Origin of the sequence: Erythrobacter aurantius (genome assembly GCF_023823125.1) — a bacterium.
Taxonomy (GTDB): domain Bacteria; phylum Pseudomonadota; class Alphaproteobacteria; order Sphingomonadales; family Sphingomonadaceae; genus Erythrobacter; species Erythrobacter aurantius.
Map to the genome: position 1 here is coordinate 3,371,773 of NZ_CP090949.1, position 21,876 is coordinate 3,393,648.

Sequence of the window (21,876 nt, forward strand, 5' to 3'; positions counted from 1 at the left end):
CCGAACCGGCGCGAAATACCGGGCAGTTCCGGCAATGGTGCCGGAGCGGACGAAACGAAGCCTTCGGGAGAATTGTCGTGAAAGCCAAATCGATTGCCGGGATCGCCGGTCTTGCTCTTACTGCCGGGATTGCCGCCGGGCTCGCCACCACACCGGTCGCGGCGCAGGGCGCAAAGGAAAAGTGCTACGGCATCGCGCTGGCAGGCAAAAACGATTGCGCTGCAGGCCCTGGCACCAGCTGCGCCGGAACCTCGACCCGCGATTATCAGGGCAACGCCTGGAAGTATGTCGACAAGGGCACCTGCACCAGCATCGAAACGCCCAAGGGCAAAGGCTCGCTGACCCCGATCGATCGCTGATCTGCAAACCGGGAAAGATCGGCCTGTCAGGCAAAGACAGCGGGCCGATCATCCTGTCTCAGGAGGAATTCATGAACGCTATCACATCCCTTTGGGCACGGCTCACCGGCATCCTGTCAGGCGCCGCCGTCGAAAGCATTGCCCTGTTCACCACCCGCGTCGCACTTGCCGGGATTTTCTGGCGGTCGTACCAGACCAAGGTGGAAGAAGGCACACTGCTCTCGATCAGCGATGTCCAGTACATCATTTTCGAAAACGAATTTGCGGGCCTGCCGTTGTCGCCCGATCTCGCCGTGCCACTGACGGTCTATGCCGAATTCGCATTTCCGATCCTGCTGTTCATCGGTTTGTTCAGCCGGATTTCGGCAGCCGCGCTGGCAGTTATGGCTCTGGTGATCCAGCTTTTCGTGTTTCCGACATGGGATCACTTCTTTGGCTGGGACATCACGGTGCTGGCGCTGGCCGCCATCATCATCAGCCGGGGGCCGGGCCTGATCAGCCTCGATACCCTGCTGGGACGGATCACGGGTGTGAAAGCCGCCTGACATGGTCGCGGACGAACCCACCTTTGCCCGACTGATGATTGCGGCACAGGATGGCGATAAAGTCGCCACCAATGTGCTGCTCTCGGAAGTCGGGCTGTGGCTGGAGCGGTATTTCCGCCGCCGGGTGCCACCGCATTCCATCGACGATCTGGTTCAGGACGTGCTGATCGCATTCTATACCAAGCGCGCGACCTGGGATCCCGATCGTCCGTTCCTGCCGTGGCTGGCCGCAATCGCGCGCTATCGTTGGGTCGATCACCTGCGCCGGGTGTACAAGCACGACGGCAAGGAACTGATGGAAGATGACGCCGTAGAAGACAGCGAAGAAGAAGTGGTGATGGCCCGCGTCAGCCTTGATCGGCTGTTCGGGCAATTGCCGCAGAAGCAGGCGGAAGCGATCGAACTGGTGAAAATCGCCGGATTGTCGATTAGCGAGGCCGCGCAAAAAACCGGGCAGAGCGAAAGCCTGGTAAAAGTGAATATCCATCGCGGCCTGAAGAAGCTGGCCGCTTTGGTCGAGAAAGCAGACTGACATGGACAAATACCCCAACCGCGAAGATCTGATCGCCGCATTGACCGAGCAGGCTGCGCCCGTTCGCCGGGTCAAGCCGTTCGAAGGCGCGCTGCTGATAGGTTTTGCCACGCTGGTCGCCGCCGTGGCGTCGATCGTCATTCACGGCTTCTGGAACGGGTTGGTCACGGGTGAGGCATCGGGCTTTTTCTGGATCACCAACGGCCTGTTGCTGGTTACGGGTACGGCCAGCGCCCTGACCTTGGCTGCGAGCGCACTGCCCCGTGTCGGTGCGAAATCCAGCGGGGCCTGGTGGAGCGCGGCAATGCTCGCAGTCGTCCCGGCCGCAGCGATCATCATGCTGGTGTCTTTTGAGGCGACGCATGATCATTCTGCCGGTGCGCTTGCCGATCCGGCGGTCTGGTATTGGGAATGCGCGGCCTATGGGCTGTCGGCTGGATTGCTGGTCGCAATTGCCGCCGTGCTGTTCCTGCGCCGGGGCGCTCCGGTTTCACTGGAGCGCGCGGGCTGGCTGACGGGGCTTGCAGCGGGAACGCTCGGCTCGGTTGCCTACGGCATCACCTGCCCGCTCGATTCGATTGCCCATGTGGGGATCGTCCATGTCGTCCCGGCGGCGCTGGGTGCCCTTGCCGGTCGCCTTGCGGTTCCGCCGCTGATCCGCTGGTAAGGGACGAAGGCTAGCCGGTCCGCCGCCTGTAGCTAAGGCAAGACCGGACCCGCCAAGCCCAAGTCACAACCATTTCCAGCGCCAGAACAGGAACAGCTGGAGCGACATTACCACAGCGCAGAGTCCAACCACGATCCAGAAACCCATGCTGGAATCGACGCCGGGCATTCCTCCGACGTTGATACCCATCAGTCCGGTAAGAAAGCCCAGCGGCAGGAAAATCCCGGCCACAATCGTAAGCATGTAAGTCGCGTGTTCATTCGATGCGAGCGCGCGGGCCCGCAATTCGTCCTGCAACACCACCGCGCTTTCCTTGCTGATATCGATATCGTCGAGGTAGCGCCGCAGCCGGTCGATTGATTCCGCGATTTCGCGCCGGTCATGTTCCTCAAACCAGTCGGGCGCGTCGCGCGATATCCGCTCCAGCGCTTCGTGCTGGGGCGACATATGCCGTTTCAGCGCGAGGCAATTGCGCCGGATCGATGTGATGCGCGGCAGGATTTCCTCGTGATCGTGCTCGACATCCATTACGTCCAGCTGATCGATCTGGCTGTTCATATCGACGATGGATTGATTCATTCGGACAGTCAGCTGTTCGACTATCGCGGTGATCGCATTGCCCGCATCGGTGGGTCCGCGCCCTCGATCAAGCAGCCCCATGAGATCGCGGGGGGTTTGCATCGGCATCTTGCGCAAAGTGATCAGGCGGGTGCCATCGGACCACAATTGCAGAGATATCATGTCTTCGGGTTCGGCATCGGGGTGGAAATTGATCCCGCGCAAGGTCGCGACAATCGTATTGCCTTCGCGCAGCGCTCGCGGACGGGTCGAATCCGAAACCAGCAGTTCCGCAGTCGGTTCGGGTATTCCCAGATCCCGTTCAAGCCATGGTTGGACTTCGGGTGCGTGGCGCCGAAGGTGCAGCCACAGCACTTCACCGGGGAACGCAGGCTTCCAATTGTCGACTTCGTGGCGCCCGATGGTGCGTGCGCCGCCTTTTCCGTCCAGCACCCGGCCGAAAATCAGCGGATCGGTTCCTCCGGCTTCGTCTGTAGCTAGATCATCCATCCACCGCTTAATGCCCCACGGCGCACCATTTTCCTACTCTTGCGTGATCAGCTACTCCTGTGTGCATGGAAAGGGTCGCAAAACCGGATGTCAGGTGCCATATGGTCCGTACAGCAAGGTGCTGTGCGGTGCTGATGGTTTTTGGTTTCAGGACCGTGTTCCATGTGTTCCATCCTGTAGGAATTGACGAGCCGAAATGAACGCAATCCGTCCCTGGCGCACTATCGAGCGGCGCGAATGCCGTCAGATCATGGTCGGCAACGTGCCGGTTGGCGGCAATGCGCCGATCACCGTGCAGACGATGACGAACACGCCGACCGAAGACGCGGTGGCGACGCTTGACCAGATCCGTCGTTGCGAAGAAGTCGGCTGCGACATCATCCGCGTGTCCTGCCCGACAGAGGAAGCGACCGCCGCATTCAAGAAGATCACCAAGGCCGCGCGCATCCCGATCGTCGCCGACATCCACTTCCACTACAAGCGCGCGCTGGAGGCCGCTGATGGCGGCGCTGCGTGCTTGCGGATCAACCCGGGCAACATCGGCTCATCGCAACGTGTCGCCGAAGTCGTCCGGGCGGCCAAGGCGAACGGCTGCGCGATCCGTATCGGAGTGAACGCCGGCAGCCTCGAGAAGCACCTGCTCGAGAAGTATGGCGAGCCCTGCCCGGAGGCGCTGATCGAAAGCGCGCTCGATCACATCAAGCTGTTGCAGGATCACGACTTCCACGAGTTCAAGGTGGCGGTGAAGGCCAGCGACGTGTTCCTCGCCGTGGCCGCCTATCACGGGCTGGCCGAAGCGGTCGATTGCCCGCTGCACCTAGGCATCACCGAGGCGGGCGGTCTGATCGGCGGGACGGTGAAGTCCTCCATAGGCATGGGCTCACTGTTGTGGGCCGGAATCGGAGACACGATCCGCGTCTCGCTTTCGGCTGAGCCGGAAGAAGAGGTGAAGGTCGGCTATCACATGCTCAAGGCGCTGGGCCTGCGCACACGCGGGGTGAAGGTCGTATCTTGCCCCAGCTGCTCGCGTCAGGGCTTTGACGTGATCCGCACGGTGGAAACGCTCGAAAAGCGGCTTGAACACATCAAGACCCCGATGAGCCTTTCGGTGCTGGGCTGCGTCGTCAACGGCCCGGGTGAAGCGCGCGAAACCGACATCGGCCTGACGGGCGGCGGCGCGGGCAAGCACATGGTCTACCTCTCGGGCGTGAAAGCGCACGCGATCGAGGATGAAGACATGCTCGATCACATTGTGAAGCTGGTCGAGGAGAAAGCCGCCGCGATCGAAGCGGGTGAAGCGGTCGCCTTCGATCCGCATGCCGCGGCGGCGGAAGCTGCCAAATGATCAAACCGATAGTGTCGGGGCTAGCCGCCGGACTGCTGCTGGTGGGCTGCACCACAGTGGCCGAAAAGACCGCGCACAGCGCGCATGACTATCCCGAAGCGCGCTCATACACCGTCAGCGACGACGCCATGGGCGATGTCGACGCGGCGCTGAAACGCGCACAGGCGAATGGCAAGCGGGTGCTGCTGGTGATGGGCGGTAACTGGTGCCACGACAGCCGCGCGCTCGCCGGATGGCTGGCAAGCGAACGGATCGGCGCATTGGTGCAGGCGGAATACGAACTGGTGTTCGTCAACATCGGAATGCCGCAGACAGGTGACGGGCACAACCTAGCCGTGGCGCGAAGGTTCGGCATTCAGGAAGTACCGGGCACGCCCAACCTGCTCGTGCTGACCGCAGAGGGCGAACTGGTGAACCCCGACACGGCGACAACATGGCGCAATGCCGCGAGCCGCAGCGAGGATGCGATCCACGAAGAACTGGCGATGCTGACCAAGGCTGCCGTTCCCGCAGCACCATGATCGCCGCCCTGCTGCTTGCCTTCGCGCTGGCGATGGACGCCTTTGCCGTGGCGCTGACGCAAGGCGCGCGGTTCCGGCCCGGACTGGCAGGCACTGCTACCATTGCGCTCACCTTCGGCGTATTCCAGGCGGTCATGCCCCTGATCGGCTGGGGCATCGGATACGCAGCTTTCGCCTACATCGAAGCGGTCGATCACTGGATCGCCTTCGCTCTCCTCACCTTCCTCGGCGTGCGTATGCTGGGCGGCCATGTGGGCGAGGAAGAGGCCTCGCAAGCGCTGACCGGTCGAGCGCTGCTCGTCGCAGGGGTGGCAACCAGCATTGATGCCCTTGCCGCCGGGATAACGCTACCTACGCTCAGCGTCGCACCCCTTACCGCCGTTGCGCTGATCGGCATTGTAACCGCAATCATGAGCGCAGGGGGCGTAGCCCTGGGCCGCACCGCGGGCGACCGCTGGGGCGAATGGGCGGAACGCGCCGGGGGCGTGATCCTGATTGCGCTGGGTTGCAAGATACTGGCCGAACACACGGGCTTTCTGTGAAGCCGATGCTGCACGTTGTTCACCACGCGGATTACATGGCCCCGCGCCCGGAACGCGGCACCTTTCGTTTCGACAAATACTACCTCGTGATGGAAGCCCTGAGGGCATCAGGCGCGCCCATCACCGAACACGCGCCAGAGCCATGCCCGCGCGAATGGCTCGAAGCGGTGCATTGCCCGTCATACGTGGACGAGGTGTTTCGCGCCGCAGTCCCACGCGAAAAGGAACGCCGGATCGGCTTTCCCGTCACGCCCGCCATCACCAGCCGCGTCCGCCACACCAATGGCGGCACATGGCTCGCGGCGAGGCTCGCGATGCAGCACGGATATGCCGCCAATTCCGCTGCCGGAAGCCACCATTCGCTGCACGAAACGGGCGCAGGCTATTGCGTGTTCAACGATCTCGCGGTCGCTTCGAACCGGCTGATTGCAGAGGGCGACGCAAGGCGCATACTCATCGTCGATCTCGACGTGCATCAGGGCGACGGCACCGCCAGCCTCACCGCCGGTCGGGAGGACATCTTCACCCTCTCATTGCACGCCGAAAAGAACTTCCCCGTGCGCAAGGCTCGATCAAGCCGCGACGTCGGCCTGCCTGACGGGATCGACGATGACGGTTTTATGGAGGCGCTCGATAGGCATCTGCCCGAGATCCTCGACAGCTTCGAACCTGATCTGGTGCTGTATCAAGCCGGAGTCGATCCGCATTTCGATGACAAGCTTGGCCGGCTTTCCCTGACCGACGAAGGGCTGGAGCGGCGGGATCGGTTCGTGGTGAACCATGCACGCTGCAGAGGGTTGCCGGTGGCTTCCGCGCTTGGTGGCGGTTACGGAGACGATCAGCGTGCCGTGGCCGAGCGGCACGCCCGCTCGATGCTGACAATGGCGAATGAGAACCTGCGAGTGTCGCAATCGCGGGGATGATGCTACTCCGCTGCGACCACAAGGACGGAGTTGATCAATGGCAGAGCAGGAAACCGATTACCTCATCATCGGGGCAGGTGCGGTGGGGCTGGCTTTTGCCGATACGCTGATCGACGAAGACCCCGATTACCACATCACCATCGTCGACAAGCACGCCAGGCCCGGCGGGCATTGGAACGATGCCTACTCCTTCGTTGCCCTGCACCAACCAAGCGCGACCTACGGTGTCAATTCGATGGAAATGTGCCCCGATCGAAGGGACGAACACGGCCACAATGCCGGGATGTTTCCACTGGCCAAACACGCCGAAATCCTCGCCTATTACAGCAGGCTGATGACGGACCGGCTGATCCCGAGCGGGCGCGTCGCCTATTTCCCGCTAACCGAATATCTGGCGCAGGACGGCACACGACACAGCGCCCGCAGCATCCTTTCAGGCGAAGATCACAGCTTTACCGTCCGGCGCAAGCTGGTGGATGCGACATGGTTCCAGACCTCCGTCCCCTCCACCCACAAGCCCGGCTTCGACATTGGCGATGGCACCCGCTTCGCCATTCCGGGGGACTTGCCGCAGCTTTGGAAAGACCCGGAAAACCTGCCTGCGCATTACTGCATTCTCGGCGGGGGCAAGACTGCGATGGACACCGCTGTCTGGCTGCTGGAAGCCGGGGTCGCGCCCGATCGGATCGACTGGGTTCGCCCGCGTGACAGCTGGATGTTCAATCGCAGGCTGCTGCAACCCGCCCGCCACGCAATCGACGACCTGGTCCAGTTCCAGATCGATCTGGTCGAATGCGCCGACGCCTCCGAAAGCGGGGACGAAATGTTCGCCATGTTGGGCGAACGCGGCACCATGCTTCGGATCGATCCCGAGGTAACGCCCAAGATGTTCCATTTTGCCGTCATTTCCGAAGGCGAGATCGAGCTGCTGCGCCGCATCACCCGCGTCCATCGCGGCAAGCGCGTGACCGCGCTGGAACCCGATGCAATGCTGTTCGGGAAAGAACGGATTGCCATGCCCGCCGGCACACTCTTCGTCGATTGCACCGCCACCGCAGTCCCGTTCCATGCGCGTGAGAACAAGCAGCCGTTCTTCGACGGTGACCGGATCACGCTGCAACTCGCTCAGGTGCCGTTCGTCCCCTACAGCGCGGCGCTTGCGGCGTTTCTCGAAGCCAATTTCGACACGGATGAAGAAAAGAACAATCTTGTTCCCCCCGCGCCGCTGACGGATTCGACCGACACCTACCCTTACGCGGTGATGGCCAACCTGATGAGCACCGCAATCCTTTCCGGTAACGAGAAAACCAATGCCTGGAACGCAAAGAGCCGCCTGCACCCCACTGGCCCGGCAATTGCACAGATGATGAAAGTGCAGGACCCGCGCCTTGCCGCACTGGCCAAGGTCGGGCCGAAGATTCAACGGCATATGCCCGGCGTCATCAAGCTGGGCATGGCGGCCAAGGCGATCCACGAGGCGCAATAAAAAGGATTCACGGGAACGCCATAATTGGGTAGATAGTATTGCAATTATGAAGCGTCGCGATCTTCTCAAATCCGGCCTTGCCGCCGGGATCATCGCCGGAGCCTCTCTGGCAGTGCCCGCCCTGCCCGCAAGGCTCGCTGCGCAACCGCGCGCAGGATCAGTGCGCGACCGCGTACTTTTCGACATCGCCAAGCGCGAGCTTGACCGGGCAGGCGATGCGATCTGGCGGCGCGACATTGTCGGCATTGCCGATTTCGGCGTCCATTCGGCGCAGCAGCGGTTCTACTTCGTCAATCTTGATCGTGAAGAAGTCACAGCTGCGCACGTCAGCCACGGGACAGGCTCCGATCCGGAGCATGACGGGTGGTTGACGCGGTACTCAAATGTCGAAGGCTCCAACGCCACCAGCAAGGGTGCCTATGTCACCTGGGAATGGTATCAGGGCCGCTACGGCACGTCGGTACGGCTCGGCGGGCTTGATTCCACCAATGATGCGGCGCTGCGGCGCTATATCGTGATGCACCGTGCGACATATGCCGAACCGTCTCATATCGAACGGTGGGGGCGATTGGGCAGATCGAACGGTTGCTTTGCATTCGGATCGGACAATTTCCGCACCGCGTTGCTTAACCTGTCGGGTGGACGCTTGCTCTATGCCGACAGCCTCGGCCTGCAAGACAATGGCGCGATGCTGACCCGCGAACAGCAACTCGCCGCGCTGACACCGGATGTGCCCAGCGCGATGCAGCGGTACAGTCCTGGCGCGTTTTAGGGGCGGTGGATTACCGGCCCGACCCTATCCCCGTCGCGCTTGGCAAATCCATTATCGGTGGAAGTCTGATCGGCGGGTTCTGCCTGACAATCTTCGCCATCATTTTCGACGGCATTTACATGGAATGGAGCAGCCTCGGCGCGATTCTGTTTTACCCCTTCTTCGCCGCAGCGCTGAGCATGATGTTCGTCATACCGTGCGTATTGACGGGTGGGCTTATCACCGCGCTTGCCATTCGGCATTTGCCGTTGGGACGCGGCGCTTCGCTGGGATTGTGTATCCTCGCAGCACTGCTCACACAGGCAGCCGCATTGTCGATAGTTGGAATGGGCGACCCTGATTATTTCTGGATCGTCGCCCTGCCCTTCTCCGTTGGAGCGGCGCTCACTCTGTGGTGGAGCCTCGCCCCTAGCTATCCTGCAGATCGTCCTCGATCACGATGATTTCGTCATCGCTTTCGCCCGAGCGGTTTTCGACGCGCGGCTTGTCGAAGCTGGCCAGCACCGGAGCATCGCGCTCGTAGATGTCGTTGAAGGTCCGCAGCTCGCCGTCGATGTCGGTCGCCATGGTGAAATAGGTGATATAGGCCGGGAATTCCCGCTCCAGCATAACCTTGGTGTATTTGCCCGAAGACGAAATCGCCACCGCTTCGTCTTTCGTAGCGCCGCGCCCTAGAATCGCCATGGTGATCGCCAGTTCCAGCGCGCGTTCGGTTCGGATGCAGCCATGCGACAAAGCCCGGTTGGCATTGGCGAACAGGTGACGCGAAGGTGTGTCGTGGAAGAAAATCGCGTGCGAATTGGGCATTTCCAGCTTCATCTGGCCCAACGAATTGCCCGGCCCCGGCTGTTGCACCACGGTGATATAGCCATTCGCGCCGCGCGTGGCGGTGTAGCCATTGGCCCGCGCCCATGACGGATTGTTGAGCACCCGCTGACCCAGCCCTTCGCCGCGCACGATGGATTGCGGCACCGTCCAAGTAGGGTTGAACACCACCCCTTCGACCATTTCGGCCAGCTGCGGTGTGGCGGTGCGCCCCGGCTTGCCGACAATGGTGCGATAGCTGCGGATGATCTTGTCATTGACGGTCAGCCGCAGCTGGTATTCGGGCACGTTGGTGATCAGGTACTGCCGCCCCAGATCGCGCGCCAGCCAGCGCCAGCGATCCATGTTGGCGCGGATCAGCTTGCGCTTCGCCGCTTCGCTTTCGGGGGTCGCGACCAGTTCTTCACGCAAACGCGCATAGTCGGGATGGGTCGGATGCAGGCTCGCCAGCGTGCCAGCCACATCACCGGTCTCGAGCGCCTGCGTCAGCAGATCGCCAGTGCGGAAACGGTCACGGTCGGGATCGACTACAAACCATTGCACCCGCGCGTCTGCCGGCGTGCGCCCGTCGCGCAGATCCTCCACCAGCCAGACAAAGCTTTTCGAAGCGAGCGCGTTCAGCTCTTCGGATTCGCCCTCCAGAAGCAGCATGCGGAGCTGCTCAAGGTTGTATTCGGCCGGGTTCAGACCTTCGGCACCGATACCCTTGATAACATTGACGAGGGCGGAGGCGTTTTCGAGGCTCCATTCCTGAATGATCGGCCCCGGAGGCGCGAGGTCGCCCTGAACGATCGGCTCTGACACCATTTGCGGGAAAGCTTCATCAAAACTGGCGCCGGGCGCAGGAGCGCGGGCAGGAGCAGCAGTAGGCGCGACCTGCCGGGCTGCATCATCCTGCGCGACGGCACCGCTCCCGATCAGGGATGCTGCGGCAATTCCGCCCGCCAAAGTGCTCAACCAGCTGCGCATAGAACCCTTCCCATAGTGCGATCCGCCCCAGAATGGCGGCGCCTATCTGCGATTATACCCCTGACTGCCAGACGCTATCAAGATGAACGGCTTTCGCTGCGATGAATTCTGTCCAAAAGACCTTTTCAGGCAATGCGAAGAATGCGTGACCTTGAACCGCTTGCGCCCTAACAGGCGGCGACTATGGCACAGCCCGCACCTCCATCCCTTGCCCGCCTGCTGCCATTCGCGGCCGCGGCCTTGGGCGTGGGCTGCCTGTCGCTGATGGATGCCTTCATGAAAGAGGCGGCGCTGGTGACGGGCACTTACACCGCGACGGTGCTGCGCAGCCTGATGGGTGCAGCTTTGATCGCGCCGTTCTGGTTTTGGCGCAAAACGGCCTGGCCCACCCGTCCCGTGATGAAACTGCACATAGAACGCGGCATCATTTCCGCCTTCATGGCCCTCAGCTTCTTCTTCGCATTGACCAAGCTGCCGCTGGCCGAGGCTATCGCGATCAGTTTTGTAGCGCCCTTGATCGCGCTCTACCTCGCACGGGTTCTGCTGGGCGAAGTGATCCGGCCCAAGGCGATTTTCGCAAGCCTGCTGGGGTTTGCGGGCACTCTGGTCATCGTCGGGGGCAAGATCGGCGGCGGCGATTTCGATCATGATGCAGCGCTGGGCCTTGCATCGCTGATGGTTTCGGCGCTGCTTTATGCCTACAACTTCATTGTCGTCCGCCGCCAAAGCCAAGTGGCAGGACCGGTCGAGATCGCCACCTTTCACAGCGGGATCGGCGGACTGGTGCTGCTGCTGTTCGCACCCTTCGTTGCCACACCGCCGGTTTCAGCCGCATTGGTGCCTCTGGCCTGTGCGGCGGTGTTGACAGTGGGAGGGGCGATGGCGATCGCATGGGCCTATGCCCGCGCCGAGGCACAGGCACTGGTACCCATCGAGTATTCCGGCTTTCTCTGGGCCAGCGCGCTCGGATGGGCGTTCTTTGACGAGGCGGTGACGCTGCCTACTCTGGCCGGAACGATTCTGATCGTAACCGGGTGCTGGCTGGCGACCAGAAAGGGCCGAAAAGCCCCGGAAACGGCCTAGGCATAGCCCATTAGTCGGAATCCTTCCTTCCAAGGGTGCCTCCCCCTTGACCTGAGGCACGCAGTCTAGCAGTTGCGGGCCTGAGATTACTCTACCGGACTGGATCACCCGGATCCCCTTTTTCGCCCCGACGAAAAAGGCCAGCTTTAAGAAGGATGGGACACACCGATGACTGCAATCGGCAAGGATACGCTCGCTACCCGCTCCACTCTCGATGTGAACGGCAAGACCTACGCCTATTACTCGCTCGCCAAGGCGGCAGAGCAGCTGGGTGATGTGTCGAAACTGCCGATCTCGATGAAGGTGCTGCTCGAAAACCTGCTGCGCTTCGAAGACGAAGGCTTCACCGTCGGCAAGGAACATATTCAGGCAATCGTCGATTGGCAGGCAAACCCGGTAACCGGCGGCGAAATCCAGTATCGCCCGGCCCGCGTGCTGCTGCAGGATTTCACCGGTGTTCCTTGCGTCGTTGACCTCGCCGCGATGCGTGACGCGATCAAGAAGCTGGGCGGCGATACCGCCAAGATCAATCCGCTGGTGCCGGTCAACCTTGTGATCGACCACTCGGTGATGGTCGACGAATTCGGCCATCCCAAGGCGATGGAAGCGAACATGGCGCTCGAATACGAGCGCAATGCGGAACGTTACGACTTCCTCAAGTGGGGATCGAAGAGCTTCAAGAACTTCTCTGCCGTGCCTCCGGGCACCGGCATCTGCCACCAGGTGAACCTTGAGCACATCGCCCAAGGCATCTGGTCGAGCGAAGGGCCGGACGGGCAGATGGTGGCCTATCCCGACACCTGCGTCGGCACCGACAGCCACACCACCATGATCAACGGTCTGGGCGTGCTGGGCTGGGGCGTCGGCGGGATCGAGGCTGAAGCCGCGATGCTGGGGCAGCCGGTGTCGATGCTGATCCCCGAAGTCGTCGGTTTCAAGCTGACCGGCAAGATGGCCGAAGGTGTGACCGCGACCGATCTGGTGCTGACCTGCGTGCAGATGCTGCGCGAAGTCGGCGTGGTGGGCCGTTTCGTCGAATTCTACGGCGAAGGCGTCGCCAACCTGACCCTCGCCGATCGTGCCACCATTGCCAACATGGCGCCCGAATATGGTGCGACTTGCGGCTTCTTCGGCATCGATGACAAGACCATCGAATACCTGCGCCTGACGGGCCGCAGCGAAGACAACATCGCGCTGGTCGAAGCCTATGCCAAGGAACAGGGCATGTGGTTCGATCCGGCGAACGAGCCGGTTTTCACCAACACACTCGAACTCGACATGGGCGCAGTCGTCCCCAGCCTCGCCGGGCCGAAGCGCCCGCAGGACAAGGTGATCCTCCCCGAAGTGGACGAGCTGTTCAACGGCGATCTCGCCAAGGTCTACGGCAAGAGCGCGCCTGCCCGTGTCGGTGTCGAAGGCAAGGACCACGATATCGGCGACGGCGACGTCGTGATCGCCGCGATCACCAGCTGCACCAACACCTCCAACCCCGACGTGCTCATTGCAGCGGGTCTGGTGGCGAAGAAAGCCAATGAGAAAGGCCTCAAGCCCAAGCCCTGGGTCAAGACCTCGCTCGCTCCCGGTTCGCAGGTGGTTACCGACTATCTCGTAAAGTCAGGCCTGCAGGAGCATCTCGACGCTGTCGGTTTCGACCTCGTCGGCTATGGCTGCACCACCTGTATCGGCAACTCCGGCCCGCTCGCTCCGCCGATCAGTGCCGCGATCAACGGCAACGACATCGTTGCGGCGTCAGTGCTGTCGGGCAACCGCAACTTCGAAGGGCGCGTTTCGCCCGATGTCCGCGCCAACTTCCTCGCATCGCCGCCGCTGGTGGTTGCTTATGCGCTGAAGGGTACCGTTACCGAGGACATCACCACCACTCCGATCGGGCAGGATCAGGACGGCAATGACGTCATGCTCGCTGATCTGTGGCCGACCAATGCGGAAGTGGCAGAGCATCGCGCCGCCAATATCGACCGCTCGATGTTCGAAAGCCGCTATGCCAACGTCTATGACGGCGACGAGCACTGGCAGGCGATCACGGTGGAGCCTTCGGACACCTATCAGTGGCGTGCAGGTTCAACCTATGTCGCCAACCCGCCCTATTTCGACGGGATGAGCATGACCCCGGCGCCGGTCACCGACATCGTCGGTGCAAAGCCGCTGGCGATCCTCGGCGACAGTGTCACCACCGACCACATCTCGCCCGCCGGATCGATCAAGGAAGACAGCCCGGCAGGGACCTATCTCAAGTCGAACCAGGTGGCGAAGAAGGACTTCAACTCCTATGGATCGCGTCGCGGCAACCACGAAGTCATGATGCGCGGCACCTTCGCCAACATCCGCATCAAGAACGAAATGGTCCCCGGCGTCGAAGGCGGTGTGACGACCTACAATGGCGAACAGATGCCGATCTACGATGCCGCAATGCGCCACAAGGAAGACGGAACCCCGCTGATCGTGGTCGGCGGCAAGGAATACGGCACCGGCTCATCGCGCGACTGGGCGGCAAAGGGCACGATCCTGCTGGGCGTGCGCGCCGTGATCGTCGAAAGCTTCGAGCGTATTCACCGCTCGAACCTCGTCGGCATGGGTGTGCTGCCGTTGCAGTTCAAGAACGGCGACACGCGTGAGACGCTGGGCCTGACGGCAGATGACAGCTTCAGTATCAAGGGGCTGGCTGAGCTCACCCCCGGCCAGGACGTCGAGATCGAGGTGACCCGAGGCGACGGCGCGACCTTCACCTTCACCGCGCTTTGCCGTATCGATACGGCGAACGAAATGGAGTATTACCGCAACGGCGGCATCCTCCATTACGTGCTGCGCAAGCTGGCTGCCTGATCGGGAGCCCAAAGGAGCAACGAATGAACCCGGCGCGTCTCGCCCTTTCCTTCCCCGCCGTGCTGGCGCTTGCCGCCTGCGCACCGGGAGAGGATGACGATGGCAAGCGCGCGCCGGGTCCTCCGATCGGTTTCGAACTGGCAATGGCGCGTGAACCGGCGCCCGAGCCCACCGCCGGAAGCCGATCAGACGAACGGGCTGAAGATCAGGCGCAGGTAATAGACCTGACGCCCGAACAGCTTGCCGAGCGCATGGCAGCTGGCGACATCATGCTCGTCGATGTCCGCACCGCAGAAGAAGTCGCGGAAGGCATGATCACCGGAGCAGTTCATATCCCGCTCGACCAATTCGCACCCGGGCCGGACTTGCTTGCGCAGGCCGACGGCCGCGAAATCGTGCTCTATTGCCGGTCAGGTCGCCGATCCGGTATCGCGGGGGAGGCACTGTCGGCCTATCTCGAACAGCCCGTTAGCCATCTGGCGGGTGGCATCATCGCTTGGCAAACTGCCGACAAGGCTGTGACCGCACCCTGATCGGGTAGTTCACGGCCGCGAATCAGAAAGGGCGGCTCCCGCTGGGGAAGCCGCCCTTTTTGCGTCCGTGGGACAGAGGGATCAGGCCGCGACCTCATCCTCCTTGGACTTGCGACGCCGCAGGATAGCGGCGGCGGCGAGGCCGAACAGCACCATCATCGGCGGGGCAGGCACATCGGTGCCGCCGCTGCTGCCCGAGGACGAGCTTGAACTTGAGCTGGAAGACGAACTGCTGGACGAAGTCGTTCCGCCGAAGCTCGACGAACCGCTCGAAGAACTGGAACCCGAGCTGGACGAAGACGAGGAACTGCTGGTTCCACCAAAGCTCGAAGTGCTGCCGCCCGAAGACGAGGAGCCCGACGAGCTTGAAGAACTCGAGCCAGAGGACGAGCCGGAGCTGTTGCCGCCCGACGAGCTCGACGAACCGGAACTGGAACCAGACGACGAACTGGAGCTGCTGCCGCCAAAGCTCGACGATCCGCCCGATGAGCTGGATGACGAGGACGAGGACGAGGACGACGAACCCGACGACGAAGTGCTACCGCCGAAGCTCGAGGAACCGCCCGAGCTGCTTGACGAACTGGAGCTCGATGACGAGCTCGAAGAAGAGGACGAGCCGCCAAAGCTGGAACTGCCGCCGCTGGTCGTGCCACCCGAGGAACCCGAAGAAGACGAGGACGAGGAACTGCTCGACGATGAAGACGAGCTGGTCGAGCTGGTCATGTTGCCCGAGCTGCCACCGCTGGTCGCGCCACCCGAAGTCGTGTTTCCGCCAGAGCTTGAGCTGCTTGACGACGAAGAACTCGACGAGCTGGAGCTCGACGAAGCGGAACCGCCCGAAGAACCGCCCGACGAGCCGCTCGAAGAGCTGGATGAGCTGGATGAGCTTGAGGAGGAGCCAGACGAGGAGGTCGATCCGCCCGTGGTTCCACCGGAAGTTCCGCCACCCGAGGACGAGCTGGACGACGAGCTGCTCGAAGAGGACGAGCTGGAAGAGCTCGACCCGCCTGACCCGCCGGTGCTGGTGACATTGCCAGAAGTGCTGGTGACGTTGCCCGAAGTGGTGGAACTGGTCGTGCTCGACACATTGCCAGAAGTCGAACTTGTGCTCGAGACGTTGCCGGATGTCGAACTGGTGCTCGAAACATTCCCCGAACTGGAGGTGCTCGTCGAAACGTTGCCCGATGTACTCGAAACGTTGCCCGAAGTGCTGGAGATGTTGCCCGAGGTCGTGCTCGACACATTCCCCGACGTGCTTGAGACATTGCCCGAGGTGCTGCTCGAAACATTCCCGGAGGTCGAAGTCGAAACATTGCCGGACGTGCTGGTCGACACGTTACCGGAGGTGCTGGTCGAGACATTGCCAGAGGTCGTGCTCGACACATTGCCCGAGGTGCTGGTCGAAACGTTTCCGGACGTGCTGCTCGACGCATTGCCAGAAGTCGTAGTGGTGGTCGTAGTGGTCGTGGTCGTGCCGTTGCCGCCCGAGGTGCCACCGTTCGTCCCGCCTGAAGTGCTGGTGCTGGAGCTGCCACCGCTGGAGCTGGTGCTGCCGCCGCTGGTGCTCGTGCTGGAACCACCTGAACCGCCGGAGCCACCTGAACCACCGGAGCTGACATCACCGGAGGTCGAGCTGCTGGTGCCACCACCGGACGTGGTGGTGCTGATGCTCACATCACCCGAAGACGAACCGCCTCCGCCGAAGAAGCCACCGAAGAAGCCTCCGCCGAAACCGCCGCCAAAGCCGCCAAGGCCGCCGCCGACAATCACCGGGCCACCACCAAAGCCGCCACCGCCACTGATCGGCGGAAGCGGGGGAAGCGGTCCAGGAGCGTACGCCACCTGTGCGATCGGCGGGCATTCGGCTTCGTTAATATATGCGCGCGTAGCACCTGCGGGCAGCGATCCGGCCACGCCATAGGGGCCAGGGATCGGCTGGCACTCGATCGTGCGCTCCACGATCCGCCGACGACGCTCAGGCTCGGGCAGAGGTGGAAGTTCGCGCACGCGTTCCGTTTTCACATAGCGCGGCTGCTTCACATAATCAGGGCTCGTTTCGACCAGCTTGCCGTCCGCATCGGTGGTGAACCGCGGTGCGTCCGTGTTCATCGGCTCCGCCATGCGAACCGCGCCGCCTTGCAAAAGCGCAATTCCGGCAGCTGTTGCTGCGAGCTTGGCTGATACCATCTTGATCGACATGAGAACGAACCCTGTTGCCTGTCATGGCTGAGTGCGGACCTTCCACACCTTCACCAATTCCAATGATGTCTTGGGATTGAAGAAGCGTTGACGGCAATGCGGTTAACCATGTTTTGGTTAGGCTAACGGCTCGAAACGGCAAAAAATGGCCGTTTTTCAAAGGCGCTGTCCCGTTTTGACACCGAAACCGGCAGCTTGGTTAGGCCGAATTTCAGTCATTTGCTCAATCCGGCGGGTCGAACATGCTCGTTTGCGCGGTGTTGCCGCCCGGAGTCGGCCTGGTCATTTCCAGATGCTCCCAACCCGCATCGTTAAGCATCCGTCCGCGTTCCGTCCGGGCGATCAGGCCCAGCTGGATGAGGTAGGGTTCGATCACCTCCTCCACCGTGTCGCGCTGCTCCGAAAGCCCCGCTGCCAGCGCCGCAACACCCACCGGGCCGCCCTTGTAGGTCGCCGCGATCATGGTGAGGTAGCGCCGGTCCATCGCATCAAGGCCGAGCTTGTCGATCTCCAGCCGGGTCAGCGCGTCATCGGCAATCGCGCGGGTGACGCGCCCCTGCCCTGCGACCTGCGCAAAGTCGCGCACTCGCCGCAGCAGCCGCCCCGCAACCCGCGGAGTGCCACGCGATCGCCGCGCAATCTCGCGCGCGCCATCAGCGTCGATGTCCAGCCCCAGCAGCCGCGCGCCGCGCGTCACCACCAGATCGAGCTCGTCATGGCTGTAGAACTGCAGCCGCACCGGAATGCCGAAGCGATCGCGCAAAGGGGTGGTCAGCAGCCCCTGCCGCGTGGTCGCGCCCACCAGCGTGAACGGCGGCAGGTCGATCCGCACGCTGCGCGCCGACGGCCCTTCGCCGATGATCAGATCGAGCGCGCGATCCTCCATTGCGGGATAGAGCACTTCCTCGACCACGGGATTGAGCCGGTGGATCTCGTCTATGAACAGCACGTCATGCGGTTCGAGATTGGTCAGCAGCGCGGCAAGATCGCCCGCCTTGGCGATCACCGGGCCACTGGTGGCGCGAAAGCCCACGCCTAGTTCCGCCGCCACAATCTGCGCCAGCGTCGTCTTGCCCAGCCCCGGCGGCCCGTGGAAAAGCGTATGGTCCATCGCCTCACCCCGTGCGCGTGCACTGTCGATGAAGACCCGCAGGTTCTCCCGCGCCGCCTCCTGACCGATGAACTCGGCAAGCGACTTGGGCCGCAGCGCCACGTCAGGGTCGCCGGGTTGGCTGTCACCGGAATGAAGGGGGGGCTCGGTCATCTCAGTCCTTCATTCCCGACCGCGCCATAGAACTCGCCATTGCGATAGAGCTGCCACGTTTCAAAGGCTGACGACCACGTATGGACTTGCAGCGAGAAGCCATTGTCGAACGAGATAGTGAGGTCACCGGTTCGTGCGTCAAGCGAGACCGCCGAAATCCGCAAACCATCAGCAGTTTCGTTGGCCTTGGCCTCGGCATCGATCGGGGCGGGCAGGGCGAACTGATGCCCGTCATCCTCGCTGGTAACGACGATGCTCTTCGCGCCAATCAGACGCCATTGGTTGGTTCTGATCGTCCAATCGGCGCCGACGTCGATGCGCCATTGTCCTTCTGCGCCTCTCCTGAGCCTCACGGATGAGTTGGCGAACCAGTCCTCCAACTCCTTCGCAAAGGTATCGGTCTTCGAGTGGGTGGCAAATAGCTCCATCAAAACGGGTTCACCGTGTAGCCGTCCTGCTGCAACAGCGCGTGGGCGGTCATGGCGGATAGGTGCAGTTCGACGCCTTCGATCAGGTCGGCCTTCTTCACCCCGTTAGCCGCCGCGCTCTGGCCGCAGAGGATGAAGCGCACGCCCTTGGCCAGCATCGCCTCGATCATCGGTCGCGAGGCATTGCCTTCGCGGGTGGTGAGATCAAGCGTCGCGCGGCCGTGCACCACCACCGCCAGCTGGATGCGATCCTCCGGCACCCCGGCGGCGACATGCATGTTGATGAAACGCGCCGCGCTTTCGAAGCCGCGGTTGCGCGCGTCTGTTTCTGCGGGCGTCGCCACGTCGAAAGCGATGGCGAAGCGGCTGAAACTGGGCAGCGGCTCACCCCCTTCAACCGGGGCATGCGGGCCGAAATCCTCGAACACCGGGCCTGTCGCGAAGGTTTCGAGGCTTGGTGATTGGGCCGCTATTGGCGCCGCGAGGGCTGCACAGATAATCGCACAAAGAAACCTCGTCATTTCCAACTCCTAAGTAGACGGTCGCCAATAGCGATGATCGCCAATGCAATCCCTGCGAGAACGAACTGCCAGAAGGGTGCGAATGCGAAAACCAATGCGCTTTGAGCATCTGGAGCTGCAACATAAATGGTCTCATAGTAAGCCCAAATGCCGAATGCCGCTATCGGCACAGCCGCAATCAGTTGGGCATCGCGATAAAGTGGGACGAAGCATAGAAGGGCGATCGGAGCGACTGCGAAGAGCACGAAAGGGATCGACGTAACCATCCGCCATAGTTCCACTTGCCCAGACGATTCTCCGAACATGAAGAACATCACCGCGAGGGTATATAGGCCAAAGAGCCCGTATCGAAACGTCGCTGGAATCATCCCGCCGCCTTCTTCAATGCAACTCGGATTAGGTCGCCTTCGCTGGCGCCTTCGCCCAGTTCGGCATGGGCGCGGGCGACGGCTTGCGCCGCGATGGCGGGTTTGAAGCCGAGGTTTTCGAGCGCGCTGACCGCATCGGCGCTGGCGCCCGCAGCCGGTGTGGCGGCGCCCATGGCAACGCCCGCCATCCCGCCGCCGGGGAGCGCGCCCGCCTTGTCCTTCAATTCGTTGACGATCCGGCCGGCGAGCTTCGGCCCGACCCCGTTCGCGCGCGCCACGCTCGCCGCGTCTCCGGCAGCGCAGGCATCGCGCAGTTCCCCGGTCGAAAGCGCGGATAGGATCGCAAGGCCGACCTTCGACCCCACCCCCTGCACCTGCGTCAACAGCCGGAACCAGTCGCGTTCGGCGCTTTCGGCAAAGCCGAGCAGGCGCATGTCGTTTTCGCTCACCTGCAGATCGGTGTGGACGGTGCAGGCCTCCCCCACCTCGCCCAGCGCCGACAGCGTGCGCGCCGAGCAATGGACGAGATAACCCACCCCTTGCACATCGACGATGGCCCAGTCGGTGCCGATTTCGTCCAGCCTGCCGGATAGCTTCGCAATCATGGTTGGTTGTTGCCCGAATGTTCGGCGCAATGCCAGCAGACCGTTACACTTATCGTCATTCCCGCGCAGGCGGGAATCCAGCTTCGTTCCACCCCATTTGCCGCCGAGAAGCTGGATCCCCGCCTTCGCGGGGATGACGGAGAGAGGTGCAACGCGTGGAACAGCGAAAGGGGTGTTTTGAAAAAATACAGATTCGCAATAGTGCGTTGTTTTTGCTGTTGTTTCAGAAAATTTCGCCGTCCAGTGTGCGACTTTCCATTCTCCTGTGTCTTTGCGCACCCGTCGGGCCACCCGAACCGCTCGCCATTTGCCCGGACCATACCGCCGCAAGCGCGTGTAGGAAATGTGCCGAAAATCTCGACATGGGGCAGCCTTTCGCTAAGGAACAGGCCATGAGTTACAACACATTCGGGCGCGTCCTGCGCTTCACGACATGGGGGGAAAGCCACGGGCCGGGACTTGGCGTGGTGCTTGACGGTGTGCCGCCGGGCATTCCCCTGCTCGAACGCGACATCCAGCCGTTCCTCGATGCGCGCAAGCCGGGGCAAAACAAATACACCACCCAGCGCAAGGAACCCGATCAGGTCCGCATCCTTTCGGGCGTGTTCACCACTTCCGAAGGCGATCAGGTGACGACAGGCACGCCGATCCACCTGATGATCGAGAACACCGATCAGCGATCGAAGGATTATTCGGAGATCGCCCAAAGCTATCGCCCCGGCCATGCCGATTACACCTATGACGCGAAATACGGCATCCGCGACTATCGCGGCGGCGGGCGTTCCAGCGCCCGCGAAACGGCGGCACGGGTGGCGGCGGGCGCGGTGGCGCGGCTGATCATCCCCGAAGTCACCATCACCGGCTTTGTCTGCGAACTGGGCGGCGACCATATCGAACGCGATGCGATCAATTACGAAAACATCGCCAAGAACCCGTTCTTCTGCCCCGACAGCTGGGCCGCGACCCGTTGGGCCGAAAAGGTCGAGGCCGCGCGCAAGGACGGATCATCGCTGGGCGCGGTGGTCGAATGCGTGGCCGATGGCGTTCCCGCCGGATGGGGCGCGCCGATCTACGCCAAGCTCGACAGCGAACTGGCCGCCGCGATGATGAGCATCAATGCGACCAAGGGCGTGGAAATCGGCGACGGCTTCGAGGCCGCGCGGCTGACCGGCGAACAGAACGCCGATGAAATGCGCCCCGGCCCCGACGGCAAACCGGTGTTCGCCAGCAACCACGCGGGCGGCACGGCGGGCGGCATTTCCACCGGGCAACCGGTGGTGTGCCGGGTGGCGTTCAAGCCGACTTCGTCGATCCTCAAGCCGGTAAAGTCGATCAATTCCGCCGGAGAAGCGGTGGATGTGGTGACCAAGGGCCGCCATGACCCATGCGTCGGCATTCGCGGCACTCCGGTGGTCGAAGCGATGATGGCGCTGGTTCTGGCGGACGCGAAACTGATGCACCGGGCGCAGGTGGGGTGAAG

23 protein-coding genes are annotated in these 21,876 nt (G+C 62.3%); 16 read left to right on the forward strand and 7 right to left on the reverse strand.

The window, feature by feature from the left end; all coding sequences use genetic code 11:
* Positions 1-77 precede the first annotated feature (77 nt).
* The 4 genes from L1K66_RS16160 to L1K66_RS16175 all read left to right on the forward strand — a co-directional run bounded on the left by L1K66_RS16160 (position 78) and on the right by L1K66_RS16175 (position 2,103).
* Positions 78-359, forward strand: coding sequence for a BufA1 family periplasmic bufferin-type metallophore (locus L1K66_RS16160; RefSeq protein WP_051700128.1), 282 nt, complete (start codon positions 78-80; stop codon positions 357-359).
* A 71-nt stretch (positions 360-430) separates the two neighbouring features.
* A complete protein-coding gene (locus L1K66_RS16165) occupies positions 431-904 on the forward strand; it encodes a DoxX family protein (protein ID WP_034955432.1) in 474 nt (157 codons plus the stop codon).
* A 1-nt stretch (position 905) separates the two neighbouring features.
* Positions 906-1,436, forward strand: a complete 531-nt coding sequence (locus L1K66_RS16170) for a sigma-70 family RNA polymerase sigma factor (protein ID WP_252258835.1) — start codon at positions 906-908, stop codon at positions 1,434-1,436.
* Position 1,437: 1 nt separating this feature from the next.
* Entirely contained in the window at positions 1,438-2,103 is a 666-nt protein-coding gene (locus L1K66_RS16175; protein ID WP_252258837.1) for an NrsF family protein, read from the forward strand.
* A 63-nt stretch (positions 2,104-2,166) separates the two neighbouring features.
* Here L1K66_RS16175 and L1K66_RS16180 read toward each other — a convergent pair whose 3' ends face one another.
* Positions 2,167-3,171 (reverse strand): zinc transporter ZntB, encoded by a 1,005-nt coding sequence (locus tag L1K66_RS16180; protein WP_252258839.1) that lies wholly within the window; start codon positions 3,169-3,171, stop codon positions 2,167-2,169.
* A 196-nt stretch (positions 3,172-3,367) separates the two neighbouring features.
* On the opposite strand from L1K66_RS16180, the gene ispG reads away from it, so the two are divergent.
* Genes ispG through L1K66_RS16215 form a run of 7 tightly spaced genes read left to right on the forward strand, consistent with a single transcriptional unit; the run spans position 3,368 to position 9,203 of the window.
* Entirely contained in the window at positions 3,368-4,516 is a 1,149-nt protein-coding gene (gene ispG, locus L1K66_RS16185; RefSeq protein WP_252258840.1) for a flavodoxin-dependent (E)-4-hydroxy-3-methylbut-2-enyl-diphosphate synthase, read from the forward strand.
* Complete coding sequence (locus L1K66_RS16190; RefSeq protein WP_252258842.1) at positions 4,513-5,037, forward strand: thioredoxin family protein; 525 nt, start codon at positions 4,513-4,515, stop codon at positions 5,035-5,037. The genes ispG and L1K66_RS16190 overlap by 4 nt, the downstream gene beginning before the upstream one ends.
* Positions 5,034-5,579 carry a manganese efflux pump MntP gene (locus L1K66_RS16195; RefSeq protein ID WP_252258844.1) on the forward strand — a complete coding sequence of 182 codons (546 nt, stop codon included), beginning with the start codon at positions 5,034-5,036 and terminating at the stop codon, positions 5,577-5,579. The genes L1K66_RS16190 and L1K66_RS16195 overlap by 4 nt, the downstream gene beginning before the upstream one ends.
* A 5-nt stretch (positions 5,580-5,584) precedes the next feature.
* Positions 5,585-6,502 (forward strand): histone deacetylase family protein, encoded by a 918-nt coding sequence (locus L1K66_RS16200; RefSeq protein ID WP_252258845.1) that lies wholly within the window; start codon positions 5,585-5,587, stop codon positions 6,500-6,502.
* 37 nt (positions 6,503-6,539) lie between these two features.
* Positions 6,540-7,988 (forward strand): NAD(P)-binding protein, encoded by a 1,449-nt coding sequence (locus L1K66_RS16205; RefSeq protein ID WP_252258847.1) that lies wholly within the window; start codon positions 6,540-6,542, stop codon positions 7,986-7,988.
* A 46-nt stretch (positions 7,989-8,034) separates the two neighbouring features.
* Complete coding sequence (locus tag L1K66_RS16210) at positions 8,035-8,760, forward strand: murein L,D-transpeptidase catalytic domain-containing protein (protein WP_252258848.1); 726 nt, start codon at positions 8,035-8,037, stop codon at positions 8,758-8,760.
* Between the two features lie 5 nt (positions 8,761-8,765).
* On the forward strand, positions 8,766-9,203 hold the full coding sequence (locus L1K66_RS16215) for a hypothetical protein (RefSeq protein ID WP_252258850.1): 438 nt from the start codon (positions 8,766-8,768) through the stop codon (positions 9,201-9,203).
* On the opposite strand, the gene L1K66_RS16220 is transcribed toward L1K66_RS16215, so the two are convergent.
* Positions 9,169-10,554, reverse strand: a complete 1,386-nt coding sequence (locus L1K66_RS16220) for a L,D-transpeptidase family protein (RefSeq protein WP_252258852.1) — start codon at positions 10,552-10,554, stop codon at positions 9,169-9,171. The two genes, L1K66_RS16215 and L1K66_RS16220, sit on opposite strands and share 35 nt — an antisense overlap.
* 183 nt (positions 10,555-10,737) lie before the next feature.
* Between L1K66_RS16220 and L1K66_RS16225 the strand changes: the two genes are divergently transcribed.
* From L1K66_RS16225 to L1K66_RS16240, 4 genes are all read left to right on the forward strand, one after another.
* Positions 10,738-11,637: a DMT family transporter gene (locus L1K66_RS16225; RefSeq protein ID WP_252258853.1), complete on the forward strand. Its 900-nt coding sequence runs from the start codon at positions 10,738-10,740 to the stop codon at positions 11,635-11,637.
* A 168-nt stretch (positions 11,638-11,805) separates the two neighbouring features.
* Positions 11,806-14,478 (forward strand): aconitate hydratase AcnA, encoded by a 2,673-nt coding sequence (acnA, locus tag L1K66_RS16230; RefSeq protein ID WP_252258854.1) that lies wholly within the window; start codon positions 11,806-11,808, stop codon positions 14,476-14,478.
* A gap of 23 nt (positions 14,479-14,501) precedes the next feature.
* The gene (locus tag L1K66_RS16235) at positions 14,502-15,011 is read left to right on the forward strand and encodes a rhodanese-like domain-containing protein (protein WP_252258855.1); all 510 of its coding nucleotides are present in this window, start codon (positions 14,502-14,504) and stop codon (positions 15,009-15,011) included.
* 103 nt (positions 15,012-15,114) lie between these two features.
* The gene (locus tag L1K66_RS16240) at positions 15,115-16,932 is read left to right on the forward strand and encodes a hypothetical protein (protein ID WP_252258856.1); all 1,818 of its coding nucleotides are present in this window, start codon (positions 15,115-15,117) and stop codon (positions 16,930-16,932) included.
* A 501-nt stretch (positions 16,933-17,433) separates the two neighbouring features.
* Here the strand turns inward: L1K66_RS16240 and ruvB are convergent.
* The 5 genes from ruvB to ruvA are packed head-to-tail and all read right to left on the reverse strand — an operon-like array spanning position 17,434 to position 20,396.
* On the reverse strand, positions 17,434-18,474 hold the full coding sequence (gene ruvB / locus L1K66_RS16245) for a Holliday junction branch migration DNA helicase RuvB (RefSeq protein ID WP_252258857.1): 1,041 nt from the start codon (positions 18,472-18,474) through the stop codon (positions 17,434-17,436).
* Positions 18,471-18,902 (reverse strand): hypothetical protein, encoded by a 432-nt coding sequence (locus tag L1K66_RS16250; protein ID WP_252258858.1) that lies wholly within the window; start codon positions 18,900-18,902, stop codon positions 18,471-18,473. Before L1K66_RS16250 ends, ruvB begins: the two co-directional genes overlap by 4 nt.
* Positions 18,902-19,423 (reverse strand): DsrE family protein, encoded by a 522-nt coding sequence (locus L1K66_RS16255; RefSeq protein WP_252258859.1) that lies wholly within the window; start codon positions 19,421-19,423, stop codon positions 18,902-18,904. Before L1K66_RS16255 ends, L1K66_RS16250 begins: the two co-directional genes overlap by 1 nt.
* Positions 19,420-19,737 (reverse strand): hypothetical protein, encoded by a 318-nt coding sequence (locus tag L1K66_RS16260; protein ID WP_252258861.1) that lies wholly within the window; start codon positions 19,735-19,737, stop codon positions 19,420-19,422. Before L1K66_RS16260 ends, L1K66_RS16255 begins: the two co-directional genes overlap by 4 nt.
* A gap of 50 nt (positions 19,738-19,787) precedes the next feature.
* A complete protein-coding gene (ruvA, locus tag L1K66_RS16265) occupies positions 19,788-20,396 on the reverse strand; it encodes a Holliday junction branch migration protein RuvA (protein ID WP_034955870.1) in 609 nt (202 codons plus the stop codon).
* A 392-nt stretch (positions 20,397-20,788) separates the two neighbouring features.
* Between ruvA and aroC the strand changes: the two genes are divergently transcribed.
* Positions 20,789-21,874 carry a chorismate synthase gene (gene aroC / locus L1K66_RS16270; RefSeq protein ID WP_252258862.1) on the forward strand — a complete coding sequence of 362 codons (1,086 nt, stop codon included), beginning with the start codon at positions 20,789-20,791 and terminating at the stop codon, positions 21,872-21,874.
* Positions 21,875-21,876 lie beyond the last annotated feature (2 nt).

What these genes read in the sequence shown, in the direction of transcription:
- L1K66_RS16225 (WP_252258853.1), top strand. Translation starts at nt 10,738, where the DNA reads ATGGCACAGCCCGCACCTCCATCCCTTGCCCGCCTGCTGCCATTCGCG.
- L1K66_RS16220 (WP_252258852.1), bottom strand. Translation starts at nt 10,554, where the DNA reads ATGCGCAGCTGGTTGAGCACTTTGGCGGGCGGAATTGCCGCAGCATCC.
- L1K66_RS16170 (WP_252258835.1), top strand. Translation starts at nt 906, where the DNA reads ATGGTCGCGGACGAACCCACCTTTGCCCGACTGATGATTGCGGCACAG.
- ruvB (WP_252258857.1), bottom strand. Translation starts at nt 18,474, where the DNA reads ATGACCGAGCCCCCCCTTCATTCCGGTGACAGCCAACCCGGCGACCCT.
- L1K66_RS16175 (WP_252258837.1), top strand. Translation starts at nt 1,438, where the DNA reads ATGGACAAATACCCCAACCGCGAAGATCTGATCGCCGCATTGACCGAG.
- L1K66_RS16190 (WP_252258842.1), top strand. Translation starts at nt 4,513, where the DNA reads ATGATCAAACCGATAGTGTCGGGGCTAGCCGCCGGACTGCTGCTGGTG.
- L1K66_RS16165 (WP_034955432.1), top strand. Translation starts at nt 431, where the DNA reads ATGAACGCTATCACATCCCTTTGGGCACGGCTCACCGGCATCCTGTCA.
- L1K66_RS16195 (WP_252258844.1), top strand. Translation starts at nt 5,034, where the DNA reads ATGATCGCCGCCCTGCTGCTTGCCTTCGCGCTGGCGATGGACGCCTTT.
- L1K66_RS16235 (WP_252258855.1), top strand. Translation starts at nt 14,502, where the DNA reads ATGAACCCGGCGCGTCTCGCCCTTTCCTTCCCCGCCGTGCTGGCGCTT.
- ruvA (WP_034955870.1), bottom strand. Translation starts at nt 20,396, where the DNA reads ATGATTGCGAAGCTATCCGGCAGGCTGGACGAAATCGGCACCGACTGG.
- L1K66_RS16180 (WP_252258839.1), bottom strand. Translation starts at nt 3,171, where the DNA reads ATGGATGATCTAGCTACAGACGAAGCCGGAGGAACCGATCCGCTGATT.
- acnA (WP_252258854.1), top strand. Translation starts at nt 11,806, where the DNA reads ATGACTGCAATCGGCAAGGATACGCTCGCTACCCGCTCCACTCTCGAT.
- L1K66_RS16260 (WP_252258861.1), bottom strand. Translation starts at nt 19,737, where the DNA reads ATGTTCTTCATGTTCGGAGAATCGTCTGGGCAAGTGGAACTATGGCGG.
- L1K66_RS16255 (WP_252258859.1), bottom strand. Translation starts at nt 19,423, where the DNA reads ATGACGAGGTTTCTTTGTGCGATTATCTGTGCAGCCCTCGCGGCGCCA.
- L1K66_RS16205 (WP_252258847.1), top strand. Translation starts at nt 6,540, where the DNA reads ATGGCAGAGCAGGAAACCGATTACCTCATCATCGGGGCAGGTGCGGTG.
- L1K66_RS16210 (WP_252258848.1), top strand. Translation starts at nt 8,035, where the DNA reads ATGAAGCGTCGCGATCTTCTCAAATCCGGCCTTGCCGCCGGGATCATC.
- L1K66_RS16200 (WP_252258845.1), top strand. Translation starts at nt 5,585, where the DNA reads ATGCTGCACGTTGTTCACCACGCGGATTACATGGCCCCGCGCCCGGAA.
- ispG (WP_252258840.1), top strand. Translation starts at nt 3,368, where the DNA reads ATGAACGCAATCCGTCCCTGGCGCACTATCGAGCGGCGCGAATGCCGT.
- aroC (WP_252258862.1), top strand. Translation starts at nt 20,789, where the DNA reads ATGAGTTACAACACATTCGGGCGCGTCCTGCGCTTCACGACATGGGGG.
- L1K66_RS16250 (WP_252258858.1), bottom strand. Translation starts at nt 18,902, where the DNA reads ATGGAGCTATTTGCCACCCACTCGAAGACCGATACCTTTGCGAAGGAG.